This window comes from Mesorhizobium sp. P3_B5 (assembly GCF_056402815.1).
Window position 1 is genome coordinate 164,257 of record NZ_JBFUGR010000007.1, and the last position, 17,569, is coordinate 181,825.

General features: G+C 63.4%; 17 protein-coding genes and 1 tRNA gene. 11 read left to right on the forward strand and 7 right to left on the reverse strand.

The genetic code is table 11. From position 1 onward, the window contains the following. The first annotated feature begins 408 nt into the window (after positions 1–408). The 5 genes from AC1DVW_RS19525 (at position 409) to AC1DVW_RS19545 (ending at position 5,592) form a co-directional block, all read left to right on the forward strand. Complete coding sequence (locus tag AC1DVW_RS19525) at positions 409–1,197, forward strand: 3-hydroxybutyrate dehydrogenase (protein WP_477325178.1); 789 nt, start codon at positions 409–411, stop codon at positions 1,195–1,197. 163 nt (positions 1,198–1,360) lie between these two features. Next, positions 1,361–2,179 (forward strand): chromate resistance protein ChrB domain-containing protein, encoded by an 819-nt coding sequence (locus AC1DVW_RS19530; protein WP_477325180.1) that lies wholly within the window; start codon positions 1,361–1,363, stop codon positions 2,177–2,179. Continuing rightward, positions 2,176–3,564 carry a chromate efflux transporter gene (chrA, locus tag AC1DVW_RS19535; RefSeq protein ID WP_477325182.1) on the forward strand — a complete coding sequence of 463 codons (1,389 nt, stop codon included), beginning with the start codon at positions 2,176–2,178 and terminating at the stop codon, positions 3,562–3,564. Before AC1DVW_RS19530 ends, chrA begins: the two co-directional genes overlap by 4 nt. Before the next feature lie 93 nt (positions 3,565–3,657). Further along, on the forward strand, positions 3,658–4,479 hold the full coding sequence (locus AC1DVW_RS19540; RefSeq protein ID WP_477325184.1) for a M15 family metallopeptidase: 822 nt from the start codon (positions 3,658–3,660) through the stop codon (positions 4,477–4,479). Between the two features lie 66 nt (positions 4,480–4,545). Continuing rightward, positions 4,546–5,592: a methyltransferase gene (locus tag AC1DVW_RS19545; RefSeq protein WP_477325186.1), complete on the forward strand. Its 1,047-nt coding sequence runs from the start codon at positions 4,546–4,548 to the stop codon at positions 5,590–5,592. A 59-nt stretch (positions 5,593–5,651) separates the two neighbouring features. Here the strand turns inward: AC1DVW_RS19545 and AC1DVW_RS19550 are convergent. Together AC1DVW_RS19550 and AC1DVW_RS19555 are read right to left on the reverse strand one after the other, a co-directional pair. Continuing rightward, positions 5,652–5,728, reverse strand: a tRNA-Arg gene (locus AC1DVW_RS19550). A gap of 184 nt (positions 5,729–5,912) precedes the next feature. Further along, positions 5,913–7,076 carry a M20 aminoacylase family protein gene (locus AC1DVW_RS19555; protein WP_477325188.1) on the reverse strand — a complete coding sequence of 388 codons (1,164 nt, stop codon included), beginning with the start codon at positions 7,074–7,076 and terminating at the stop codon, positions 5,913–5,915. A gap of 217 nt (positions 7,077–7,293) precedes the next feature. Between AC1DVW_RS19555 and AC1DVW_RS19560 the strand changes: the two genes are divergently transcribed. Both AC1DVW_RS19560 and AC1DVW_RS19565 read left to right on the forward strand, forming a co-directional pair. Beyond that, complete coding sequence (locus AC1DVW_RS19560; RefSeq protein ID WP_477325190.1) at positions 7,294–8,472, forward strand: D-alanyl-D-alanine carboxypeptidase family protein; 1,179 nt, start codon at positions 7,294–7,296, stop codon at positions 8,470–8,472. A 4-nt stretch (positions 8,473–8,476) separates the two neighbouring features. Further along, a complete protein-coding gene (locus AC1DVW_RS19565; RefSeq protein ID WP_477325192.1) occupies positions 8,477–9,583 on the forward strand; it encodes a CobW family GTP-binding protein in 1,107 nt (368 codons plus the stop codon). Positions 9,584–9,586: 3 nt separating this feature from the next. On the opposite strand, the gene AC1DVW_RS19570 is transcribed toward AC1DVW_RS19565, so the two are convergent. The 5 genes from AC1DVW_RS19570 to AC1DVW_RS19590 all read right to left on the reverse strand — a co-directional run bounded on the left by AC1DVW_RS19570 (position 9,587) and on the right by AC1DVW_RS19590 (position 13,459). Then, positions 9,587–9,829: a sulfurtransferase TusA family protein gene (locus AC1DVW_RS19570; RefSeq protein ID WP_477270921.1), complete on the reverse strand. Its 243-nt coding sequence runs from the start codon at positions 9,827–9,829 to the stop codon at positions 9,587–9,589. A gap of 10 nt (positions 9,830–9,839) precedes the next feature. Further along, positions 9,840–11,117 (reverse strand): L,D-transpeptidase family protein, encoded by a 1,278-nt coding sequence (locus AC1DVW_RS19575; protein WP_477325194.1) that lies wholly within the window; start codon positions 11,115–11,117, stop codon positions 9,840–9,842. 217 nt (positions 11,118–11,334) lie between these two features. Beyond that, positions 11,335–12,285, reverse strand: coding sequence for an acetyl-CoA carboxylase carboxyltransferase subunit alpha (locus tag AC1DVW_RS19580; RefSeq protein ID WP_477246467.1), 951 nt, complete (start codon positions 12,283–12,285; stop codon positions 11,335–11,337). Between the two features lie 99 nt (positions 12,286–12,384). Beyond that, positions 12,385–13,302 (reverse strand): site-specific tyrosine recombinase XerD, encoded by a 918-nt coding sequence (locus AC1DVW_RS19585; RefSeq protein ID WP_477325196.1) that lies wholly within the window; start codon positions 13,300–13,302, stop codon positions 12,385–12,387. A 4-nt stretch (positions 13,303–13,306) separates the two neighbouring features. Beyond that, positions 13,307–13,459 carry a histidine kinase gene (locus AC1DVW_RS19590; protein WP_477246470.1) on the reverse strand — a complete coding sequence of 51 codons (153 nt, stop codon included), beginning with the start codon at positions 13,457–13,459 and terminating at the stop codon, positions 13,307–13,309. A 162-nt stretch (positions 13,460–13,621) separates the two neighbouring features. On the opposite strand from AC1DVW_RS19590, the gene AC1DVW_RS19595 reads away from it, so the two are divergent. The 4 genes from AC1DVW_RS19595 to AC1DVW_RS19610 all read left to right on the forward strand — a co-directional run bounded on the left by AC1DVW_RS19595 (position 13,622) and on the right by AC1DVW_RS19610 (position 17,439). Further along, positions 13,622–14,233, forward strand: a complete 612-nt coding sequence (locus AC1DVW_RS19595) for a shikimate kinase (RefSeq protein WP_477270927.1) — start codon at positions 13,622–13,624, stop codon at positions 14,231–14,233. Further along, a complete protein-coding gene (aroB, locus tag AC1DVW_RS19600; protein ID WP_477325198.1) occupies positions 14,230–15,366 on the forward strand; it encodes a 3-dehydroquinate synthase in 1,137 nt (378 codons plus the stop codon). Before AC1DVW_RS19595 ends, aroB begins: the two co-directional genes overlap by 4 nt. Position 15,367: 1 nt before the next feature. Continuing rightward, positions 15,368–16,258: an HlyC/CorC family transporter gene (locus AC1DVW_RS19605; protein WP_477270930.1), complete on the forward strand. Its 891-nt coding sequence runs from the start codon at positions 15,368–15,370 to the stop codon at positions 16,256–16,258. Positions 16,259–16,635: 377 nt separating this feature from the next. Next, the gene (locus AC1DVW_RS19610; RefSeq protein ID WP_477270932.1) at positions 16,636–17,439 is read left to right on the forward strand and encodes an alpha/beta hydrolase; all 804 of its coding nucleotides are present in this window, start codon (positions 16,636–16,638) and stop codon (positions 17,437–17,439) included. Positions 17,440–17,569 lie beyond the last annotated feature (130 nt).

Genomic DNA, 17,569 nt, shown 5'->3' on the forward strand with positions numbered 1-17,569 from the left:
TCAGCTTCATCGTCGAGTACCTGCACCGGCGTCAGCTTCGCGCATGGCTCCGATGACGGACAAAAAGGCATGGGCCTGATCATGCTGATCCTGATCGGCGTGGTGCCGACCGCCTTTGCGCTCAACCGCACTCCCGACATCAAAGCGGCATTGCATAGGCGCGCTTCACGACATCGGCGATATCCAAGCTTCTCCCACGGGTTCAGGAACGATCCATACGAGACGTGCGGGAAGATTATGTTGCACGGCAGCATGACAGTGCCATGTCACGCCGCGCCAATGCCAGCTTCAAGGCGCTCGCAAAGGATCACAACATTGTAATCGCAATGACATATGGTCATGCCATTGTTATGTTGCGATGCACAAACTATGTGCGCCAACAGCACCTCACCTGTCGCGAGATCTCCCATGGGTTCCCTGTCTTCGAAGAATGCGCTTGTCACCGGCTCGACCAGCGGTATTGGCCTGGCAATCGCCCGCGCCTTCGCCGCCGAGGGCGCCAACATCACCATCAATGGGCTCGGCGATGCCGCTGCTATCGAACAGGAGCGCGCCGGCATCGAGAAGGATTTCGGCGTCAAGTGCCGCTACTCGGACGCCAACATGATGGACGGCGCCGCGGTGACCACCATGGTGCGCGAGGCCGAGGAAGCCTTCGGCAGTCTTGACATCCTGGTCAACAATGCCGGCATCCAGCATGTCGCGCCGATCGAGGAGTTTCCCGACGATAAGTGGGAAGCCATCATCCGCATCAACCTGCTGGCGGCCTTCTATGCGATCAAGGCGGCGCTGCCCGGCATGAAGACGCGCAAATGGGGCCGCATCATCAACACCGCTTCCGCGCATGCGCTGGTCGCCTCGCCGTTCAAGTCCGCCTATGTGTCGGCCAAGCACGGCATTTCAGGCCTGACCAAGACGGTGGCGCTGGAGGCGGCGCAGGATGGCGTCACCGTCAATGCGATCGCGCCCGGCTATGTCTGGACGCCGCTGGTCGAAAAGCAGATCCCCGACACGATGAAAGCGCGCGGCATGACCGAAGAGCAGGTCAAGCACGATGTGCTGCTCGCGGCACAGCCGACCAAGGAGTTCGTCACCGTCGAGGAGCTGGCGGCGCTGGCGCTGTTCCTGTGCTCGGATGCGGCCAGGCAGATCACCGGCACGACCTTGCCGATGGATGGTGGCTGGACGGCGCAGTAAGCGGTCCCAGGGACGGGCTCGATGGCATTGCCCGGTGCAGCTCTTTCCTTGACAAGCGCGAAGGATCAATCCAGCATCATGGCAAGGGGTTCCTTCGCGACGACCCCGTGAGGCGTCAGCCCAACGATCGCGTCCAAACTCTCACTTTCAGGAGGTGGACGCCATGCCGTCAACAACCGCAATCACCGTATCGCAACTCTCTCGCCTCGTCGGCCTGCAGGATGCGCCGACACTTGTCGATGTGCGCATCGACGATGATTATAATGCCGACCCGCGCCTGCTGCCGGCTTCATGCCGGCGCGATTTCAAGACCGTGTCCAACTGGGCGGCCGAATTCACCGGTTCCCAAATCGTCGTCATCTGTCAAAAAGGGCAAAAGCTGTCGCAAGGCGTCGCCGCATGGCTGCGCCACGAAGGCATCGCGGCGGAATCGCTGGATGGCGGCTTCGAGGCCTGGCTGGCGGCCAAAGGGCTTCTGGTCAAGGCCGACAAGATACCGCGCTGCGACAACAAGGGCCGCACGGTCTGGGTGACGCGTGCCCGCCCCAAGGTCGACCGCATTGCCTGCCCCTGGCTGATCCGCCGTTTCATCGATCCTTCCGCGGTGTTCCTGTTCGTCGAGCCGGCCGAAGTGCTGGCCGCTGCCGATCGTTTCGCAGCCATCCCCTTCGACATCGACGATGTGTTCTGGAGCCATCGCGGCGAACGCTGCACCTTCGACACGATGATCGAGGAGTTCGGGCTTCGCTCAGAAGCGCTCGACCGTCTCGCGCTGATCGTGCGCGCGGCCGACACCGCGCGCCTCGACCTCGTGCCGCAGGCAGCGGGCTTCCTCGCCGCTTCACTCGGCCTGTCGCGCATGTTCCGCGACGACCTCGAACAGCTCGAGGCCGGCATGCTGCTCTACGATGCGTTTTTCCGCTGGTGCCGCGATGCCACTGACGAAACGCATAACTGGCCAAGCGGGGGCAAAGCACCATGAACGCCCTTGCCGCTGGCAACGACGCGCATGCCGTCGATATTCCTGAAGCGCCGACCTTCAGGCAAGCAGCAAGATTGTGGGCCAAGATCGGCCTGCTCTCCTTTGGCGGGCCGGCCGGACAGATCGCGCTGATGCATAAGGAACTGGTCGAGGAGCGCCGCTGGATCGGCGAGCAGCGCTTCCTGCATGCGCTCAACTATTGCATGCTGCTGCCCGGTCCGGAGGCGCAACAGCTCGCCATCTATATCGGTTGGCTGCTGCACCGGACCGCCGGCGGTCTCGTCGCCGGCATTCTGTTCGTGCTGCCGGGTGCCTTGGTCATGCTGGCCTTGAGCACATTCTACATGCTCTACAACGACGCGCCGGTCATCGAGGCGCTGTTCTTCGGCGTCAAGGCGGCGGTGCTCGCGGTCGTCGTCGAAGCGGTCATCCGCATCGGCCGGCGGGCACTCAAGAACCGGGTGATGATGGCGATCGCGGTGGTCGCCTTCCTCGCCATCTATGTCGTCAAGCTGCCGTTTCCGCTTATCATCCTGGCGGCAGGGCTGACCGGCTGGATCGGCAACCGTTTTGCGCCGGGGCCGTTTTCCGGCGCCGCGCACGGCAAGGGCAACGCGCCCGATGTTCGCGGCGCCGTCGACCTGATGTTCGAACGCGGCGAACTCGCCCACACCAGGCCGACGAAATGGCATGCGCCGCGCACCATTGCGACCTGGCTGCCGATCTGGCTCGGGCCGGTCGCGCTGATCTGGGCGCTGACCGGCTCTGCCAGCGTGTGGACGCAGCTTGGCGGCTTCTTCAGCCTCATGGCGGTGGTCACGTTCGGCGGCGCTTACGCCGCGCTCTCCTATGTCGCGCAGGCCGCCGTGACGTCGTTCGGTTGGCTGGCGCCTGGCGAAATGGCCGATGGCCTTGGCCTAGCCGAGACGACGCCAGGGCCGCTCATCCTGGTGCTGCAGTTCGTCGGCTTTGTCGCCGCCTACCGGCACGCCGGCACGATGAGCCCGTTCGCTGCCGGATCGCTCGGCGCGCTGCTGACGATCTGGGTGACATTTGTGCCGTGCTTCTTCTGGATTTTTCTCGGGGCGCCCTACATCGAAGCGCTGCGCGAGAACAAGGCGCTCTCGGCCGCCTTGAGCGCGATCACGGCGGCTGTCGTCGGCGTGGTGATGAACCTCGCTCTGTGGTTCGCACTGCATGTCATCTTCGGCAAGGTGCAGAGCATTGGCCTTGGCACCGAGGTCCCGGTGCTGTCCTCTATAGACTGGCGTGCCGCGCTGCTGTCGGCCGCTGCGATGATTGCCATGTTGAAACTGAAGATCGGCATGCTACCGACGCTGGCCGGCTCGGCATTGGCGGGAATGGTGTTGCTGGCCGTATTTTGACGTCAATCAAATCGGATTTGATAAGAGTATAGCCAGCGGACCAGACCGTCTTCAGCAGCACTATCGCGCTCGGCTATCCCAGGAGGCTGGACAATGATCGACAATCCACGGCGCAGGCTATTGCGGCTGGTGATTGTGTTGGCGATCTGCGGCCATGAGCGGTTCGCCTATGCTGCCGATACAGGCGACGGGGTGGACCAGCCTGCCGCCAAGGCGGCCTTGCTCAAGGCCTATCCGGGACTTTTCACCATATTGGGCAATACACTGACCTGGACCGACGGCACCACGATGGTGTGGGATGACGGCAAGACGCGCGACGCCGATGCGCTGTTGGACGCCCCCGACATCGAAGACATGTTTCACTACGCCTATCCGCCGGCCAGTGCGGGAGCCCTGATTCCGGCGGATGATTTCGATCCCGGCCGTATCCGCAACCAGGCCTTCTTCGAAAAACTCTACGGTGGCAGCGCCGCCGCGGTCGGCAAGCACATCGCCGATGTCAAATGGCTGCCGAAGCTCGGCAAGAAGGTCGTGCAGGTCAGCAGCCTTTTTGGCATCGATGACCGGCTCGGCAAGGCCTCCGACGCGCTTGAGGCCATGCCCGCAGAGCTAAGCCGCTACGGGCTCATGCCAGGCGGCGGTTTTGTATGGCGGCCGATCGCCGGCACCAATCGACTGAGCGTCCACTCTTTCGGGGCAGCTTTCGACATCAATGTCGGCTTCTCCGACTATTGGTACAACAACAGAAACAGGAAGGATCCGAAGGCGCACATTCCGTTCAAGAATCGTATCCCGCTGCCGATCGTAGAGCTGTTTGAGAAAAACGGCTTCATCTGGGGAGGCCGCTGGTATCACTACGATACGATGCACTTTGAGTACCGCCCGGAATTGCTGTTGTACAAGAAATCCGGTTGACCGGGATTGGGGCCGGCGGTTTCCGGGCGCGGATTTCTGCCTGCGTGAGGAAAGCCCGCCTCCCGGTTGAATTCGATCTTCCGAGCTGCTTCAAAGTCGATCCTGGATCGCGGAAGGGGATGTGACGTGGTGGATTCTGATCGGATCGACAAGCTGATCGCAGCGGTGCCCCCCGCCCTGGCGCTTCGCGCCGGGCTGGACCTTGGCATCTTCACCCGGCTCGGTGGCGATGCTGCGACTGCTGACAGCCTTGGGGCCGCACTCGAAGTCGAGCCCGCTCGTCTGTCGCGGCTCCTCTACGCGCTCGCCAGCATCGGTCTCCTCGAAGTCGAGGATGGTCAATTTCGCAACGGAGCCGAAGCGTCGGAGTTTCTCGACGCGTCCAGGCCGACCTATCGCGGTGGCGATCATGCGCTCCTGCGCGAGCTCTGGGGAGCCGACCTTTTGACCGCAGAGTCGCTGCGGCAGAACCGGCCGGCCGCGCTGCACGACTTTTCCGAAGCGGGGCCTGAGTCCGCGGCGGCCTTCAGCCGCATGCTGGCACCGGGCGGGGTGATTTTCGGCCGACATCTGGCCCAGGAGATGGACCTCTCGGCGATCGGTTCAGTGATCGACATTGGCGGGGGCGCCGGGACCATTCTCGTTGGACTTCGCGAGCGTTGGCCGCATATTGCGGCGACGCTGATGGAACTGCCGACGGTCGCAGCCGTCGCGCCGGCGATCCTGTCCGAATACGGTGCCGACGACGTGGTTGTCGAAGAGGGCGACATAACTGTCGCGCCATCGGTCGGTCGGCACGATCTGGCGATCCTCAAGGCCGTCGTCCAGGTCCTGCCGCCGGACCAGGCACGCAGTTCGATCCTGAACGCGGCGCGTTGCCTCACACAAGGAGGCGAGATCGCAATTGCCGGGTGGGGTGTCGTCGATGACGACCGCCTCGGCCCGCCTGAGGGTGTGTTTCTCAATCTCACCTTCTTGAACCTCTATCGCGCAGGTGAATCGTACACTGAAGGTCAGTATCGCGCGTGGATGACCGAGGCCGGATTCCGCGATATCTCCAGGTCGCGCCTGACGGACGGCTGCACGTTGTTTCGTGCGCGCCTCACGGGCTGATGACGGGAACGCGATAGGAACGGCACCCGTATCGCCCTTCACCAAGTCTTTGAATTGAATGGTGATCCCGACAGGAATCGAACCTGTGACCTACAGATTAGGAATCTGCCGCTCTATCCTACTGAGCTACGGGACCACGCGGCCCGACACATAGACGCTTCGGGCCGTTTCGCCAAGAGGCAGGTTGATGCTGGCTGCGCGGCTCTTTCACACCATGGCGCGGTCTTGAATTCCAGGCCTGTGCCGTTGCGGCTGGGCCTCGATCCGATCGCACTAAGGGCCAAACGCCGGTGCCGATATCCGGTCCGGCGTCAAAACTGTCAGGCGGCCAGCGCGGTTTCCGCCAGCTTCACCCAATAGCTCATGCCGTGCGGGATGACCTCGTCGTTGAAGTCGTAGGACGGGTGGTGGAGGCCGGCACTGTCGCCATTGCCGATGAAGATGAAAGCGCCGGGCCGTGCTTCCAGCATGTAGGAGAAATCCTCGCCGCCCATCACCGGCTGGATGGCGCGGTGGACCTGGGCGTCGCCGGCGACGTTGGCGGCGATATCGCCGGCAAAGACCGTCTCTTCCGCGTGGTTGAAGGTTACGGGGTAGTTGGCGTCGTAATCGACCTTGATCGTCACTCCAAAGGCCGTCGCCAGCCCGTCGCAGATGGCGCGGATGCGCTCCTCTGCCTTCCTGGCGATGTCCTTCTTCAGCGTGCGCACCGTGCCGGCGATCTCGGCGGTCTCGGGAATGACATTGTAGGCGTCGCCGGCGTGGAATTTGGTCACCGACACCACCACGGCCTCGACCGGATCGATGCTGCGCGAGGCAATGGTCTGCAAGGCGCCAACAAGCTGGCTGGTGATGACGATCGGATCGATCGTGCCGTGCGGCATCGCCGCATGGCCGCCGCGGCCTTTGACGGTGATGGTGAACTCGGCGGTCGCCGCCATGATCGGACCTGGTCGGATGGCGAACTCGCCGACCGCCAGGCCCGGCATGTTGTGCATGCCGAACACCCTGGAGATGCCGAAGCGCTCCATCATGCCGTCCTTGACCATTTCGTTGCCGCCGCCGCCACCTTCCTCGGCCGGCTGGAAGATCACCGCCACCGAGCCGGCGAAATTGCGCGTCTCCGCCAGATATTTGGCGGCCCCCAGCAGCATGGCCGTGTGACCGTCATGACCGCAGGCGTGCATCTTGCCGGGAACCGTAGAGGCGTAAGGCTTGCCGGTAATCTCGTTGATCGGCAGCGCGTCCATGTCGGCGCGCAGGCCGACGGTCGTGCCTTGCCCCTTGCGGCCGTGGATGATGCCGACGACACCGGTCTTGCCGAGCCCGGTCACCACGTCGTCGCAGCCGAAAGCCTGCAGTTTCTCGGTGACGAAGGCGGCGGTTTTGAAGACGTCGAAATTCAGTTCTGGCGTCTGGTGCAAATGGCGTCGCCAGCCGGCGACCTCATCCTGCATCTCGGCGGCGCGGTTCAGGATCGGCATACGGGTTCCATCTCGCTGTTGGAGCAGACGGCTTCGGCCTGCTGCATTGCAATTGTGATTGTCGGGCGCTTTGCCATGTTGACGTCACATAGGGTAAATAGCACCGCAAGCAATGTGGTTCGAGGATGAGGGTCGGACCGCATTGTGCTGGCCATCGCGTAATGAAACCTTACGGAGCCAGAGGCGACTACGGCAAGAGGCGATTTCGGATTCGATCATGCGGCAAAGGCATTTCCTCACATTATTGCTGGCGGGCGCCGTGGCGCTGCCCGCGCTCGCTGGATCGGCTCTGGCCAATCCGGCGATCCTGTTCGACCTGCAAAGCGGCAAGATCCTGCAGCATCAGGATGCTTTCAGGCGCTGGTATCCGGCTTCCCTGACCAAGCTGATGACCGCCTATGTAGCCTTCCGCGCCATCGCGGCCGGCGAGGTCCAGCTCGATTCGCCGATCAAGGTCACAAAACATTCCGCCGGCGAGCCACCGAGCAAGATGGGCTTCAAGCCGGGCTCGGTGATGCGGCTCGACAATGCGCTGAAGATGATGCTGGTCAAATCGGCCAATGACATCGCCATGGCTGTCGGCGAGAATATCGGCGGTTCGCAGGACGCGTTCGCCATACGCATGAATGCCGAGGCGCAGCGGCTCGGCATGACCGGGACGCATTTCGTCAATCCGAACGGGCTCTATTCGCCGGACCAGTATACGACGGCGCGCGACCTTGCCTTGCTGGTGATGGCGATCCGCAGCGAATTCCCGCAATACGCCCCCTGGTTCTCGATCGAGGGTCTTGCCGTCGGCAAGAAGACGCTGCCGAACTACAATCTCTTGATCGGCCGCTATCCGGGCGCCGATGGCATGAAGACGGGTTTCGTCTGCTCTTCGGGCTTCAACATGATCGGCTCGGCAACGCGCAACGGGCGCACGCTGGTTGCCGTGGTGCTTGGCGAAAAATCGGCGGTCAGCCGTGCGGAGACCGCCGCCAAACTGCTCGATCAGGGCTTTGCAACGCCGGCGCCGAATTGGGTCACGGTCGCAGCCCTGCCTTCCTATGGCGATGCCGTGTCGGCCAACGATCTGCATGACGAGATCTGCAAGAAGAAGGCTCCCCAAGAACAGTCCGAGGCCGCACCGCCGGTGGCCGAAAAAGACAAGGACGTGCCCAAATCGCCCTATCAGGAAAAGCTCGACCATGTGCCGACACTGGTTGCCGTCGGCCTTGGCGGCGCCACCGGGCCGGCTCCGAAGGCGATGCTCGACCAGGGCGGCCAGGACTTCGCCGATGTGCCGCTGCCGAGCTGGCGGCCTGATTTGCCGGCGCCGGTCGGCGCCGAGCCGACCGTGACAGGGTCCGCCCCCGCGGCGCAGGGCGATCTGCCGGTCAAGGTCGCGAACTAGGCCGATGGCTGGCTTTCCCATTCCCGTCTCGGTGCTCACCGGTTTCCTCGGCGCCGGCAAGACGACGCTGCTCAACCGGCTGCTCAAGGACCCCGCACTCGCCGACACCGCGGTCATCATCAACGAGTTCGGTGAGGTGGCGATCGACCATCTGCTGGTCGAGCAGGCCTCCGACGGCATCATCCAACTGTCAGATGGCTGCCTGTGTTGCACGGTGCGCGGCGAGCTGGTCGACACGCTGGCCGATCTTGTCGACCGACTGCAAACCGGCCGCATCGCCAGGCTTGCCCGCGTCGTCGTCGAAACCACCGGGCTTGCCGATCCGGCGCCGGTGCTGCAGTCGATCATGGCCCATCCAGCCCTTGTCCAGGCTTTCCGGCTCGACGGCGTCATCACGCTGGTCGACGCCGTCAACGGCAATGCGACGCTCGATGCCCATGTCGAGGCGATGAAGCAGGTGGCCGTTGCCGACCGCATCGTCTTGACCAAAGCCGATCTGGCCACGGACCCCGGCGATGTCGAGGCGTTGCGGACCCGGCTGCGGCAGATCAATCCGGGGGCAGCGGTGCTCGAGGTCGGCGACAGAACGACCGGCGTGGCGGCGCTGTTTGACTGCGGCCTCTACAATCCGGCCACCAAATCCGCCGATGTGCGGCGATGGCTGGGCGAGGAAGCCGGCCATGACCATGGCGACCACCATCACGGCGATCATGACCACGACCACCACCACCACCACCGGCATGATTCGCGGGTGCGCTCCTATTCGCTGGTCCATGATCGGCCGGTGCCGTTTTCGGCGATCGAGATGTTCCTCGACCTGTTGCGCTCGGCGCATGGCGAACGCCTGCTGCGCATGAAAGGCGTCATCGAGCTCGCAGAAGATCCGTTGCGGCCGCTGGTCATCCATGGCGTGCAGAAGATCCTGCATCCGCCGGTGCAGCTGGCATCCTGGCCCGACGGTCAGCGTGGCACGAGGCTGGTGCTGATCACGCTCGACATGCCGGAAGACTATGTCCGCCGGCTGTTTGCCGCCTTCACCAACCGGCCGTCGATCGACACGCCGGACCGTGCGGCGCTGGAAAACAACCCGCTGGCCATCGCTGGGCGTTGATCCTTAAATTCGCGGTTCGCCGCGCTCGACAAGAAAGCGATGCCCGCCGGACATCGCCGCCGTTTCAATCAGCTGGTGGCCGTCATCCGAGCAGAAAGCCGGGATGTCGATGACGGCGAGCGGGTCGGTGGTCTCCAGCCAGAGTCGGCTGCCCGGTTTCATGGCAGCCAACCGCTTCTTGGCCTTGAGTACGGGCAGGGGACAGTTCAGACCCTTGAGATCGTAAACGGCAGCGCGCTTGGGCAAGGCCGAAACCTCAGCCGCCGAACATGCCGAGCAGCTTCTTCTTCAATTTGCTCACCGTGCCTTCGTCGGCGCTCGCGGCCTGCGTTTCCGCCGGCTCGACGCCCGCGGTGGTGACCGGCTGCTGGGCAGCCTGCTTGGCGGCTTCCGCCTCGGCGAGCGCCTGGGCCTTGGCTGCGGCTTTTGCAGCCTTCGCTTCTTCTATGGCCGCAAGCCGTTGTTCCTCGGCCTTCTGCTTGGCGGCCTTTGCCGCGTCGAGCGCGGCCATCTTGCGGCCGGCCGGCGAATCGATGCGGCCCATGCGCGCCGTTTCCGTCACCGAACCGTCCGAGTTGAGCGACGGCGGGTCGATCGGCACGCGTTCGCCGCGCGCCCGGCGCTTCGACCAGTCGGAAACGATGCTGGCTTCCTTGACGCCGGCGATGGTCGGCTTGGGTGCCGGCACCGAGGCCTTGACCGCGCCGCTGAAGGCTGCGTCGTAGGTGCTCTGGTAGGCATTGTAGGCGCTCTTCAGCGAATCCGGCTGCGTGGTGGCAGGACAGGCGCCGGTCGGATCGAAGGTGGTGCCTTCGGGCGCAACCTGGTTGAAGACATAGCGTTTGTCGCAGACGTCGACCTTCGGCGGCACCTTGGTGATCTCGAAATTGTCGTAGCCGACCTTCAGCATCTTCCAGAAGTCGTAGTTCGGGTCGTTGCGATAGCGCGCCATGTTGGCGGCGGTCATGCGGAACGGAAAGGCCTGGATCTGGAACTCGGTCTGGCCGCCCTGGAAGGCGTCACGGCCGAAGGCGTAAATCTGCTCGATCTGCGGATCTGTCATCGAATAACAGCCGGACGACGAGCAGGCGCCGTGCACCATAAGATTGGCGCCGGTGCGGCCATTGGCACGGTCATAGGCATTGGGATAGCCGATGTTGAAGGACAGATGATAGTTCGAGCGCGGATTCATCTGCGACGGGCGAACCGTATAGAAGCCTTCCGGCGCCTGGCGATCGCCCTCAGTGTATTTCGGCCCGAGCTTGCCTGACCATTTGCAGATATCGTAGCTGGCGACCATCTCGTAACGGCCGTTGGTCTTGGCCTTCCAGATTTCGAGCTTGCCCTCTTCCTTGAAGATGCGGGCCATCACCGACGAGGTGCGGACCATACCCTTGGCCTTCATGTCGGCCAGGATCTTGTCCGGCAGCGGCTTGTTGGCCTCCGGAGCGAAATCCTTCATCGACGAATCGTTGCAGCCGGCGACGCCGAGGGCGGCGATCAGAAGTCCGGTGCGGGCAAGCTTGGCGAACATGGGTACGGCTATGTCTTTTTCTCTCGGGCCACGGGCTTCGGCACTGCCAGCCCGTACGCTGAACATTGACGGACACTAAGCCCGTTAACCTTGAAAATTCCTTACCGCAAGCTTTCGGCAGCTTCCCTCACGGCAATTTCATTGAGCCGAATGCAGCGGCATTTTTGTGGCGAAATTGCTCCCGGCCGCCACATTGCGGTGGGGGAACAGCCTGAAACTAGAGGCTGCGGCCCATCGATAGGTATTTTTCGCGCCGATGTTCGCGGAAATCCGTGTTGGCGCCTGCAAAGTCCTTCATCGTCCTGGCGATGAGGTCGCCGGTGGCGGCGATCACCGTTTCAGCACCTCGATGGGCACCGCCGAGCGGTTCGGGAATGATGGCGTCGATGATCTTCAGCTCCAGAAGATCCTGGGCGGTGATCTTCATGTTGGTCGCCGCATCTTTCGAGCGGGTGGTGTCGCGCCACAGGATCGAGGCCGCACCTTCTGGCGAGATCACCGAATAGATGGCGTGTTCGAGCATGTAGACGCGGTTGGCGGTGGCAATGGCGATGGCGCCGCCGGAGCCGCCTTCGCCGATGACCACCGAGATCGACGGCACTTTCAGGCCGAGACAGGCCGAGGTCGAGCGGGCGATGGCTTCGGCCTGGCCGCGTTCCTCGGCGCCGACGCCGGGATAGGCGCCGGCGGTGTCGACCAGCGTCAGCAGCGGAATCTTGAAGCGGTCGGCGAGTTCCATCAGCCGCACCGCCTTGCGGTAGCCCTCCGGCCGCACCGAACCGAAATTATGCTTCAGCCGGCTGGTGGTGTCGGAACCCTTTTCCTGACCGATGATAGCCACCGGCTCGCCGCGGAAACGGGCAAAGCCGCCGACGATCGCCTGGTCCTCGCCGAAATTGCGGTCGCCGGCGAGCGGCGTGAAATCGTTGAACAGGCCCTTGATGTAGTCGACGCAATGCGGCCTGTCGGGATGGCGGGCGACTTGTACCTTCTGCCAGGGCGTCAGCGCCTTGTAGGCCTCGCGCAGCGCGTCGCGCGAGCGCTTCTCGAGACGGCTGATCTCATCACCGACATCGACGGCCTCGCCGTTCTCGGCAAGCTTCTTCAGTTCGAGGATCTTGCCTTCGAGATCCTGCACCGGCTTTTCGAAATCGAGGTAATTGTACATTCTTGAGCGGACCGATACGTCGGAAGGCAATGACTGATGGAACCCTGAAATCCTAGGCTCCGCGCGGGGGAACGTTGTCCTCACATAGCGATATGAGGCCTAGTCGGCAAGCGGATGATGATCGTTGACTAGTCGCACCAGCCGCTCTTCCAGCACATGGGTGTAAATCTGCGTGGTCGAGATGTCGGCATGGCCGAGCAGTTGCTGCACGGCCCGAAGATCGGCGCCGTTTTGCAACAGATGGCTGGCAAAAGCGTGGCGCAGCACGTGCGGCGATATTTTCGCCGCTGATATGCCGGCCCGGGCGGCGAGGCCTTTGAGGTCGCGGGCAAAGACCTGCCTGGAGAGATAGCCGCTGTCGGACGCGGCCGGAAACAGAAACGGGCTGTCCGCAAAGGCCGGCACCTTTGCCCGCGCCGCCAGCCAAGCCCGCATCGCAGTGCGCGCCTTGGCCGAGAGCGGCACCATGCGTTCCTTGTCGCCCTTGCCGCGCACCATGAAGAAGCGATCGTCACGCTGGGCCACTGTCACCGGCAGGCCGACCAGTTCGGAAACGCGCAGGCCGGTGGCGTAGAGCACCTCGACCAGCGCGTGCAGGCGCAGCGCCGCCAGGCTGTCACCATTGCCCAGGGAGGCATCAAGCGCTTCCTGCGCCGCCCGGTCGATCAGCCGGCCGGTATCGGCCTCGCTCATCGTCTTGGGCAGCGGCCGGCCTTTTCTAGGGCTGTCCAGCGTTCCGGTCGGGTCGTCGCCGCGCAGGCCTTCGGCATAGAGGAATTTGAAGAACTGGCGGATCGCCGAGAGTTTGCGCGCCTGCGACGTGGCGGCAAAGCCGCGCGCGGCGACGTCGTCGAGATAGCCACGGATATCGGCGGCGGCGGCACCGGCAAGTCCGCCGCTGATTTCAGCCGAGGCGTCTTCAAGGTCGCGGCGATAGGAGGACAGCGTGTTTTCGGCCGCGCCCCGCTCGGCGCTCATCATTTCAAGAAAGGCTTCGATGCGGGCGGCGCTGTTCATTGGTTTAGTTTTTCTTGGGGTTCAGCTTTTCCAAGGGGATGCGCACGCTCATTTCCGCTTTCTTTGGCTCGACGAACATCACCAACGCGAACATCGTGCCATAGGCAATGCCAGCCAGAATCGTGAGCGTCACGACAAAGCGGAACAGTGTCGGCATCAATTTTCGCCCGTCTTCTTGTTCTGCGTTTCCAAACCCAGTGCCCTTATGGGACGCCAATCCGGCCAATTCAAGGACGAAGCTCGCTCGCTGCCTGCTTGACGCAAACAGGCTTTTGATGTCGATACGCCGGCAAAGAGGGCCTAGAAACATCATGGTCTCATGAACGCGCTACCCGCAAATCCTCCCGGCGAGAGCCATGCCGCGCTGCTCGGCCAGTTGGGCAACCGTTCGATTGTCTTTGTCGGCCTGATGGGCGCCGGCAAGACGGCGATCGGCCGCAAGGTGGCAGCGATGCTGGCGCTGCCCTTTGTCGACAGCGACCAGGAGATCGAAAGCGTCTCGCGCATGACGGTTCCGGAACTGTTCGAGCGCTATGGCGAAACCGAGTTCCGGGCGCTGGAGCAGCGCGTCATCCTGCGCGTGCTGGAGAATGGGCCGCAGGTGCTGTCGACCGGCGGCGGCGCCTTCATGAATGCACAGACGCGGGAAGCGATCGCCAGCCATGGCGTTTCGGTGTGGCTGAAGGCCGAGATCGAGCTGTTGATGGACCGGGTGTCCAAGAAGCAGAACCGCCCGCTTTTGAAAAGTGCCGATCCCCGCGCGGTGCTCGAGCGGCTGATGGCCGAGCGCTATCCGGTCTATGCCGAGGCGAACGTCACCGTACCGACCCGCGACGACCGCAAGGAGGTCATTGCGGCCGAGGTGGCGGACGCGCTTTGCCGGCATTTCGGCGTTGCCGAGATTGCCGCAACAGGCGAGGTGCGCTCGTGAGCGATGGCGAAACCGTCACCGTCGAGGTCGGGCTTGGCGACCGCGCCTACGACATATTGATCGGTCCCGGCCTGCTGTCGCGCGCTGGCGCCGAGATTGTGCGCCGCCTGCCCGGCACAAGGGCGGCCGTGGTTACCGACGACAATGTCGCTGCCGCGCATCTCGAGACACTGAAGGCCGGCCTCGAAAAAGGCGGCATCCAGCCTGCCGTGATCACGTTGCCGCCGGGTGAGAAGACCAAGAGCTTTGCCCATCTGGAAGAGGTGGTCGACGGTGTGCTCGCCGCACGGCTGGAGCGTGGCGATGTCGTCATCGCGCTCGGTGGCGGTGTCATCGGCGATCTCACCGGTTTTGCCGCCGGCGTCGCGCGCCGCGGCATGAATTTCGTGCAGATACCGACCTCGCTTTTGGCGCAGGTCGATTCCTCGGTCGGTGGCAAGACCGGCATCAACAGTTCGCGCGGCAAGAACCTGGTCGGCGTCTTCCATCAGCCGAAACTGGTGCTGGCTGACACCGAGGTGCTCGACACGCTGCCGATCCGCGAGTTTCGCGCCGGTTATGCCGAGTTGGCCAAATACGGGCTCATCGACCGACCGGACTTTTTCGCCTGGCTGGAACAGAACTGGAAACAGGTGTTTGCCGGCGGTCCGGAGCGGGCTGAAGCCATCGCCGAGGCCTGCCGCGCCAAGGCCGATGTCGTCGCGCGCGACGAGTTCGAGACCGGGGACCGTGCCTTGCTCAATCTCGGCCACACGTTCGGCCATGCGCTGGAGGCCGCGACCCGTTATGACGGCGCCCGGCTTGTCCATGGCGAAGGCGTGGCCATCGGCATGGCGCTGGCGCACCGCTTTTCCGCACGGCTCAACCTGGCAAGCCCCGACGACGCTGCGCGCGTCGAGACGCATCTGCGTGCCGTCGGCCTGCCCTGGCGGATGGCCGACATCCCGGGTGAACTGCCGGACGCCGAGGCGCTGCTTGACTTCATCACCCAGGACAAGAAAGTGTCGCGCGGCGCGCTGACCTTCATCCTGACGCGCGGCGTCGGCCAGGCCTTTATCGCCAAAGATGTGCCGGCGTCGGAAGTACTGTCCTTCCTCAGGGAAAATCATCCGGACAACAGGAAAGCCGGCTGAGATGGACATTGGCTGGATCGTTGTGGCCGTCCTCGCCATCCTCATCCTGTTTTTCATTTCCGTGCGCACGCGCCTGCTTGCCATGTTCGGCTACGAACTCTCGCGCATCGAGCCGCAGCGTTCGACCCAGGACGAATTGCGCGGCGCGGTCGACGATTTCCGCCGCGACGGCCAGATGGTGCGCGAGGACCGCGACCGTGTCGGCGGCCTGTTCGACCTTGACGAGCTCGAAGTCTCCGACATCATGGTCCACCGCACCAATATGCGCTCGGTCAATGCCGACAATGCGCCGGAAGCCGTGGTGCGCGAGATCCTGCAGAGCCCGCACACCCGCATGCCGCTGTGGAAGGGCTCGCTCGACAACATTGTCGGCGTGCTGCACGCCAAGGATCTGCTGCGGGCACTGAACGATGTCGGCAACGACTTTTCCCGGATCGACGTGATGAAGATCGCGTCAAAACCGTGGTTCGTGCCCGACACCACGACGCTGCAGGAACAGCTCAACGCCTTTCTGCGCCGCAAGGCGCATTTTGCCATCGTCGTCGACGAGTATGGCGAGGTCGAAGGACTGGTGACGCTGGAGGACATCATCGAGGAGATCGTCGGCGAGATCGCCGACGAGCACGATGTCGAAATCCAGGGCGTCAAGCAGGAGGCCGACGGCTCCATCGTCGTCGACGGCAATGTGCCGATCCGCGACCTCAACCGGGCGCTCGACTGGAACCTGCCGGACGAGGAAGCCACCACCATTGCCGGCCTCGTCATCCACGAGACGCAGTCGATCCCGGAGGAGAAGCAGGCCTTCACCTTTCACGGCAAGCGCTTCACCGTGATGAAGCGCGACAAGAACCGCATCGCAAGGCTGAGGATCAGGCCAGCCGGCGACGCCTAGGGCGTGTCGATACAGCCGCCATCATAGGCGCACTTGGGGTTGGCGCGGCCTCAACTTCGTCATCCACGGGCGGAGCAGCCGCGAAGCGGCGTCGCGAAGACCCGAGGATCCATGCCGTGACTTTTGTCGTAAAGTGCAGCGGAGCAGAATTCTGCACCGCTGCATCGCTTTGAAGTAGCGGCATGGATCCCGGGGTCTGCGCTGCGTCGCTTCGCTCCTTGCTACGCCCCAGGATGACGAAGCGATGGGCTTCAGCGCCAATCGCCTAGGCCTGCGCCCCCGTCAGACTTCTGTGCCGAGGACCTAAGTTACCAATCCTTCATTGGAACTTCGCGGCGCCAGGGTGCATTTTGCGCTCGGGTGGCCAGGAGGGAATGATGATCGATCGGAGAACCTTGCTTGTGGCCTCGTTCGCGGCGCTGTTGCCGGCTGGTGGCGCAGCGGCCTGGGATCGGCAAGCGCCATCCCAGACCTTCGACTACGGGCCGGCCAAGCTCGACATCTATGCGCCCGATGGCGCGCGCGGTCTGCCGGTCGTCCTTTTCGTGCATGGCGGCGCTTGGGCGTTTGGCAAACGCAGCCAGGTGGGCGCCAAGCCGGCCTTCCTGCTGGCCAATGGCTTCTGCTTCGTGTCCATCGATTATCGTATGTTGCCCGAGGCCGATGTCGCCACACAGGCCAACGATGTCGAAAAGGCCTATGCCTATGTGCGCGCGAATATCGCCCAACATGGCGGCGACCCCGATCGCATTGTCGGCATGGGCCATTCGGCCGGCTGCCATCTGGTTGCATTGACCGGCATGCGCGGTGGGCTGCCGGGTATTGCTGCCCTGCTTCTCGACGATACCAGAGGCTATGATCTTGCGGCGCTTGCCAAAAACGGCGGCATGGTCCGGGCCTACGCCCGCGCTTTTTCCGATCCCGCGCAGTGGCATGCGCTGTCGCCGGCCAGCTATGTCGACGGCCGCAAGCATCCGCCGACCTTCATAGCCTATTCGCGCGCCTCGGACCGCGGCGAGCTTTCGAAGGCCTTTGCCGAGCGCCTGCGCGCCACCGGCACGAAGGTCACGCTGTTCGATGGCAGTGCCTATACGCATCTGTCGATCAATCGCGATTTCGGCGAGGATGGCGACGCTTTGACCGCCGCTGCGCTGGCGTTCTTGAAATCGACCGTGGGCTGATCCAATGCTTTCCAACGAGGCACAGGCGTCAGCGACGCTGGATCAGACCAAAACTGCCGGCGGGATATTGTCGGGCGGGTGCTCGTAGGTGCATTGCTCTCTCTGTTTGTTTTGACGCAATTCCTAGGGA

Excerpts from the sequence above, each read along its gene's own strand:
- AC1DVW_RS19585 (WP_477325196.1), bottom strand. The coding sequence starts at position 13,302 with ATGAACAGCGCCGCCCGCATCGAAGCCTTTCTTGAAATGATGAGCGCC.
- AC1DVW_RS19590 (WP_477246470.1), bottom strand. The coding sequence starts at position 13,459 with ATGCCGACACTGTTCCGCTTTGTCGTGACGCTCACGATTCTGGCTGGC.
- AC1DVW_RS19580 (WP_477246467.1), bottom strand. The coding sequence starts at position 12,285 with ATGTACAATTACCTCGATTTCGAAAAGCCGGTGCAGGATCTCGAAGGC.
- chrA (WP_477325182.1), top strand. The coding sequence starts at position 2,176 with ATGAACGCCCTTGCCGCTGGCAACGACGCGCATGCCGTCGATATTCCT.
- AC1DVW_RS19555 (WP_477325188.1), bottom strand. The coding sequence starts at position 7,076 with ATGCCGATCCTGAACCGCGCCGCCGAGATGCAGGATGAGGTCGCCGGC.
- AC1DVW_RS19560 (WP_477325190.1), top strand. The coding sequence starts at position 7,294 with ATGCGGCAAAGGCATTTCCTCACATTATTGCTGGCGGGCGCCGTGGCG.
- AC1DVW_RS19575 (WP_477325194.1), bottom strand. The coding sequence starts at position 11,117 with ATGTTCGCCAAGCTTGCCCGCACCGGACTTCTGATCGCCGCCCTCGGC.
- AC1DVW_RS19525 (WP_477325178.1), top strand. The coding sequence starts at position 409 with ATGGGTTCCCTGTCTTCGAAGAATGCGCTTGTCACCGGCTCGACCAGC.
- AC1DVW_RS19530 (WP_477325180.1), top strand. The coding sequence starts at position 1,361 with ATGCCGTCAACAACCGCAATCACCGTATCGCAACTCTCTCGCCTCGTC.
- AC1DVW_RS19610 (WP_477270932.1), top strand. The coding sequence starts at position 16,636 with ATGATCGATCGGAGAACCTTGCTTGTGGCCTCGTTCGCGGCGCTGTTG.
- AC1DVW_RS19605 (WP_477270930.1), top strand. The coding sequence starts at position 15,368 with ATGGACATTGGCTGGATCGTTGTGGCCGTCCTCGCCATCCTCATCCTG.
- AC1DVW_RS19540 (WP_477325184.1), top strand. The coding sequence starts at position 3,658 with ATGATCGACAATCCACGGCGCAGGCTATTGCGGCTGGTGATTGTGTTG.
- AC1DVW_RS19565 (WP_477325192.1), top strand. The coding sequence starts at position 8,477 with ATGGCTGGCTTTCCCATTCCCGTCTCGGTGCTCACCGGTTTCCTCGGC.
- AC1DVW_RS19595 (WP_477270927.1), top strand. The coding sequence starts at position 13,622 with ATGAACGCGCTACCCGCAAATCCTCCCGGCGAGAGCCATGCCGCGCTG.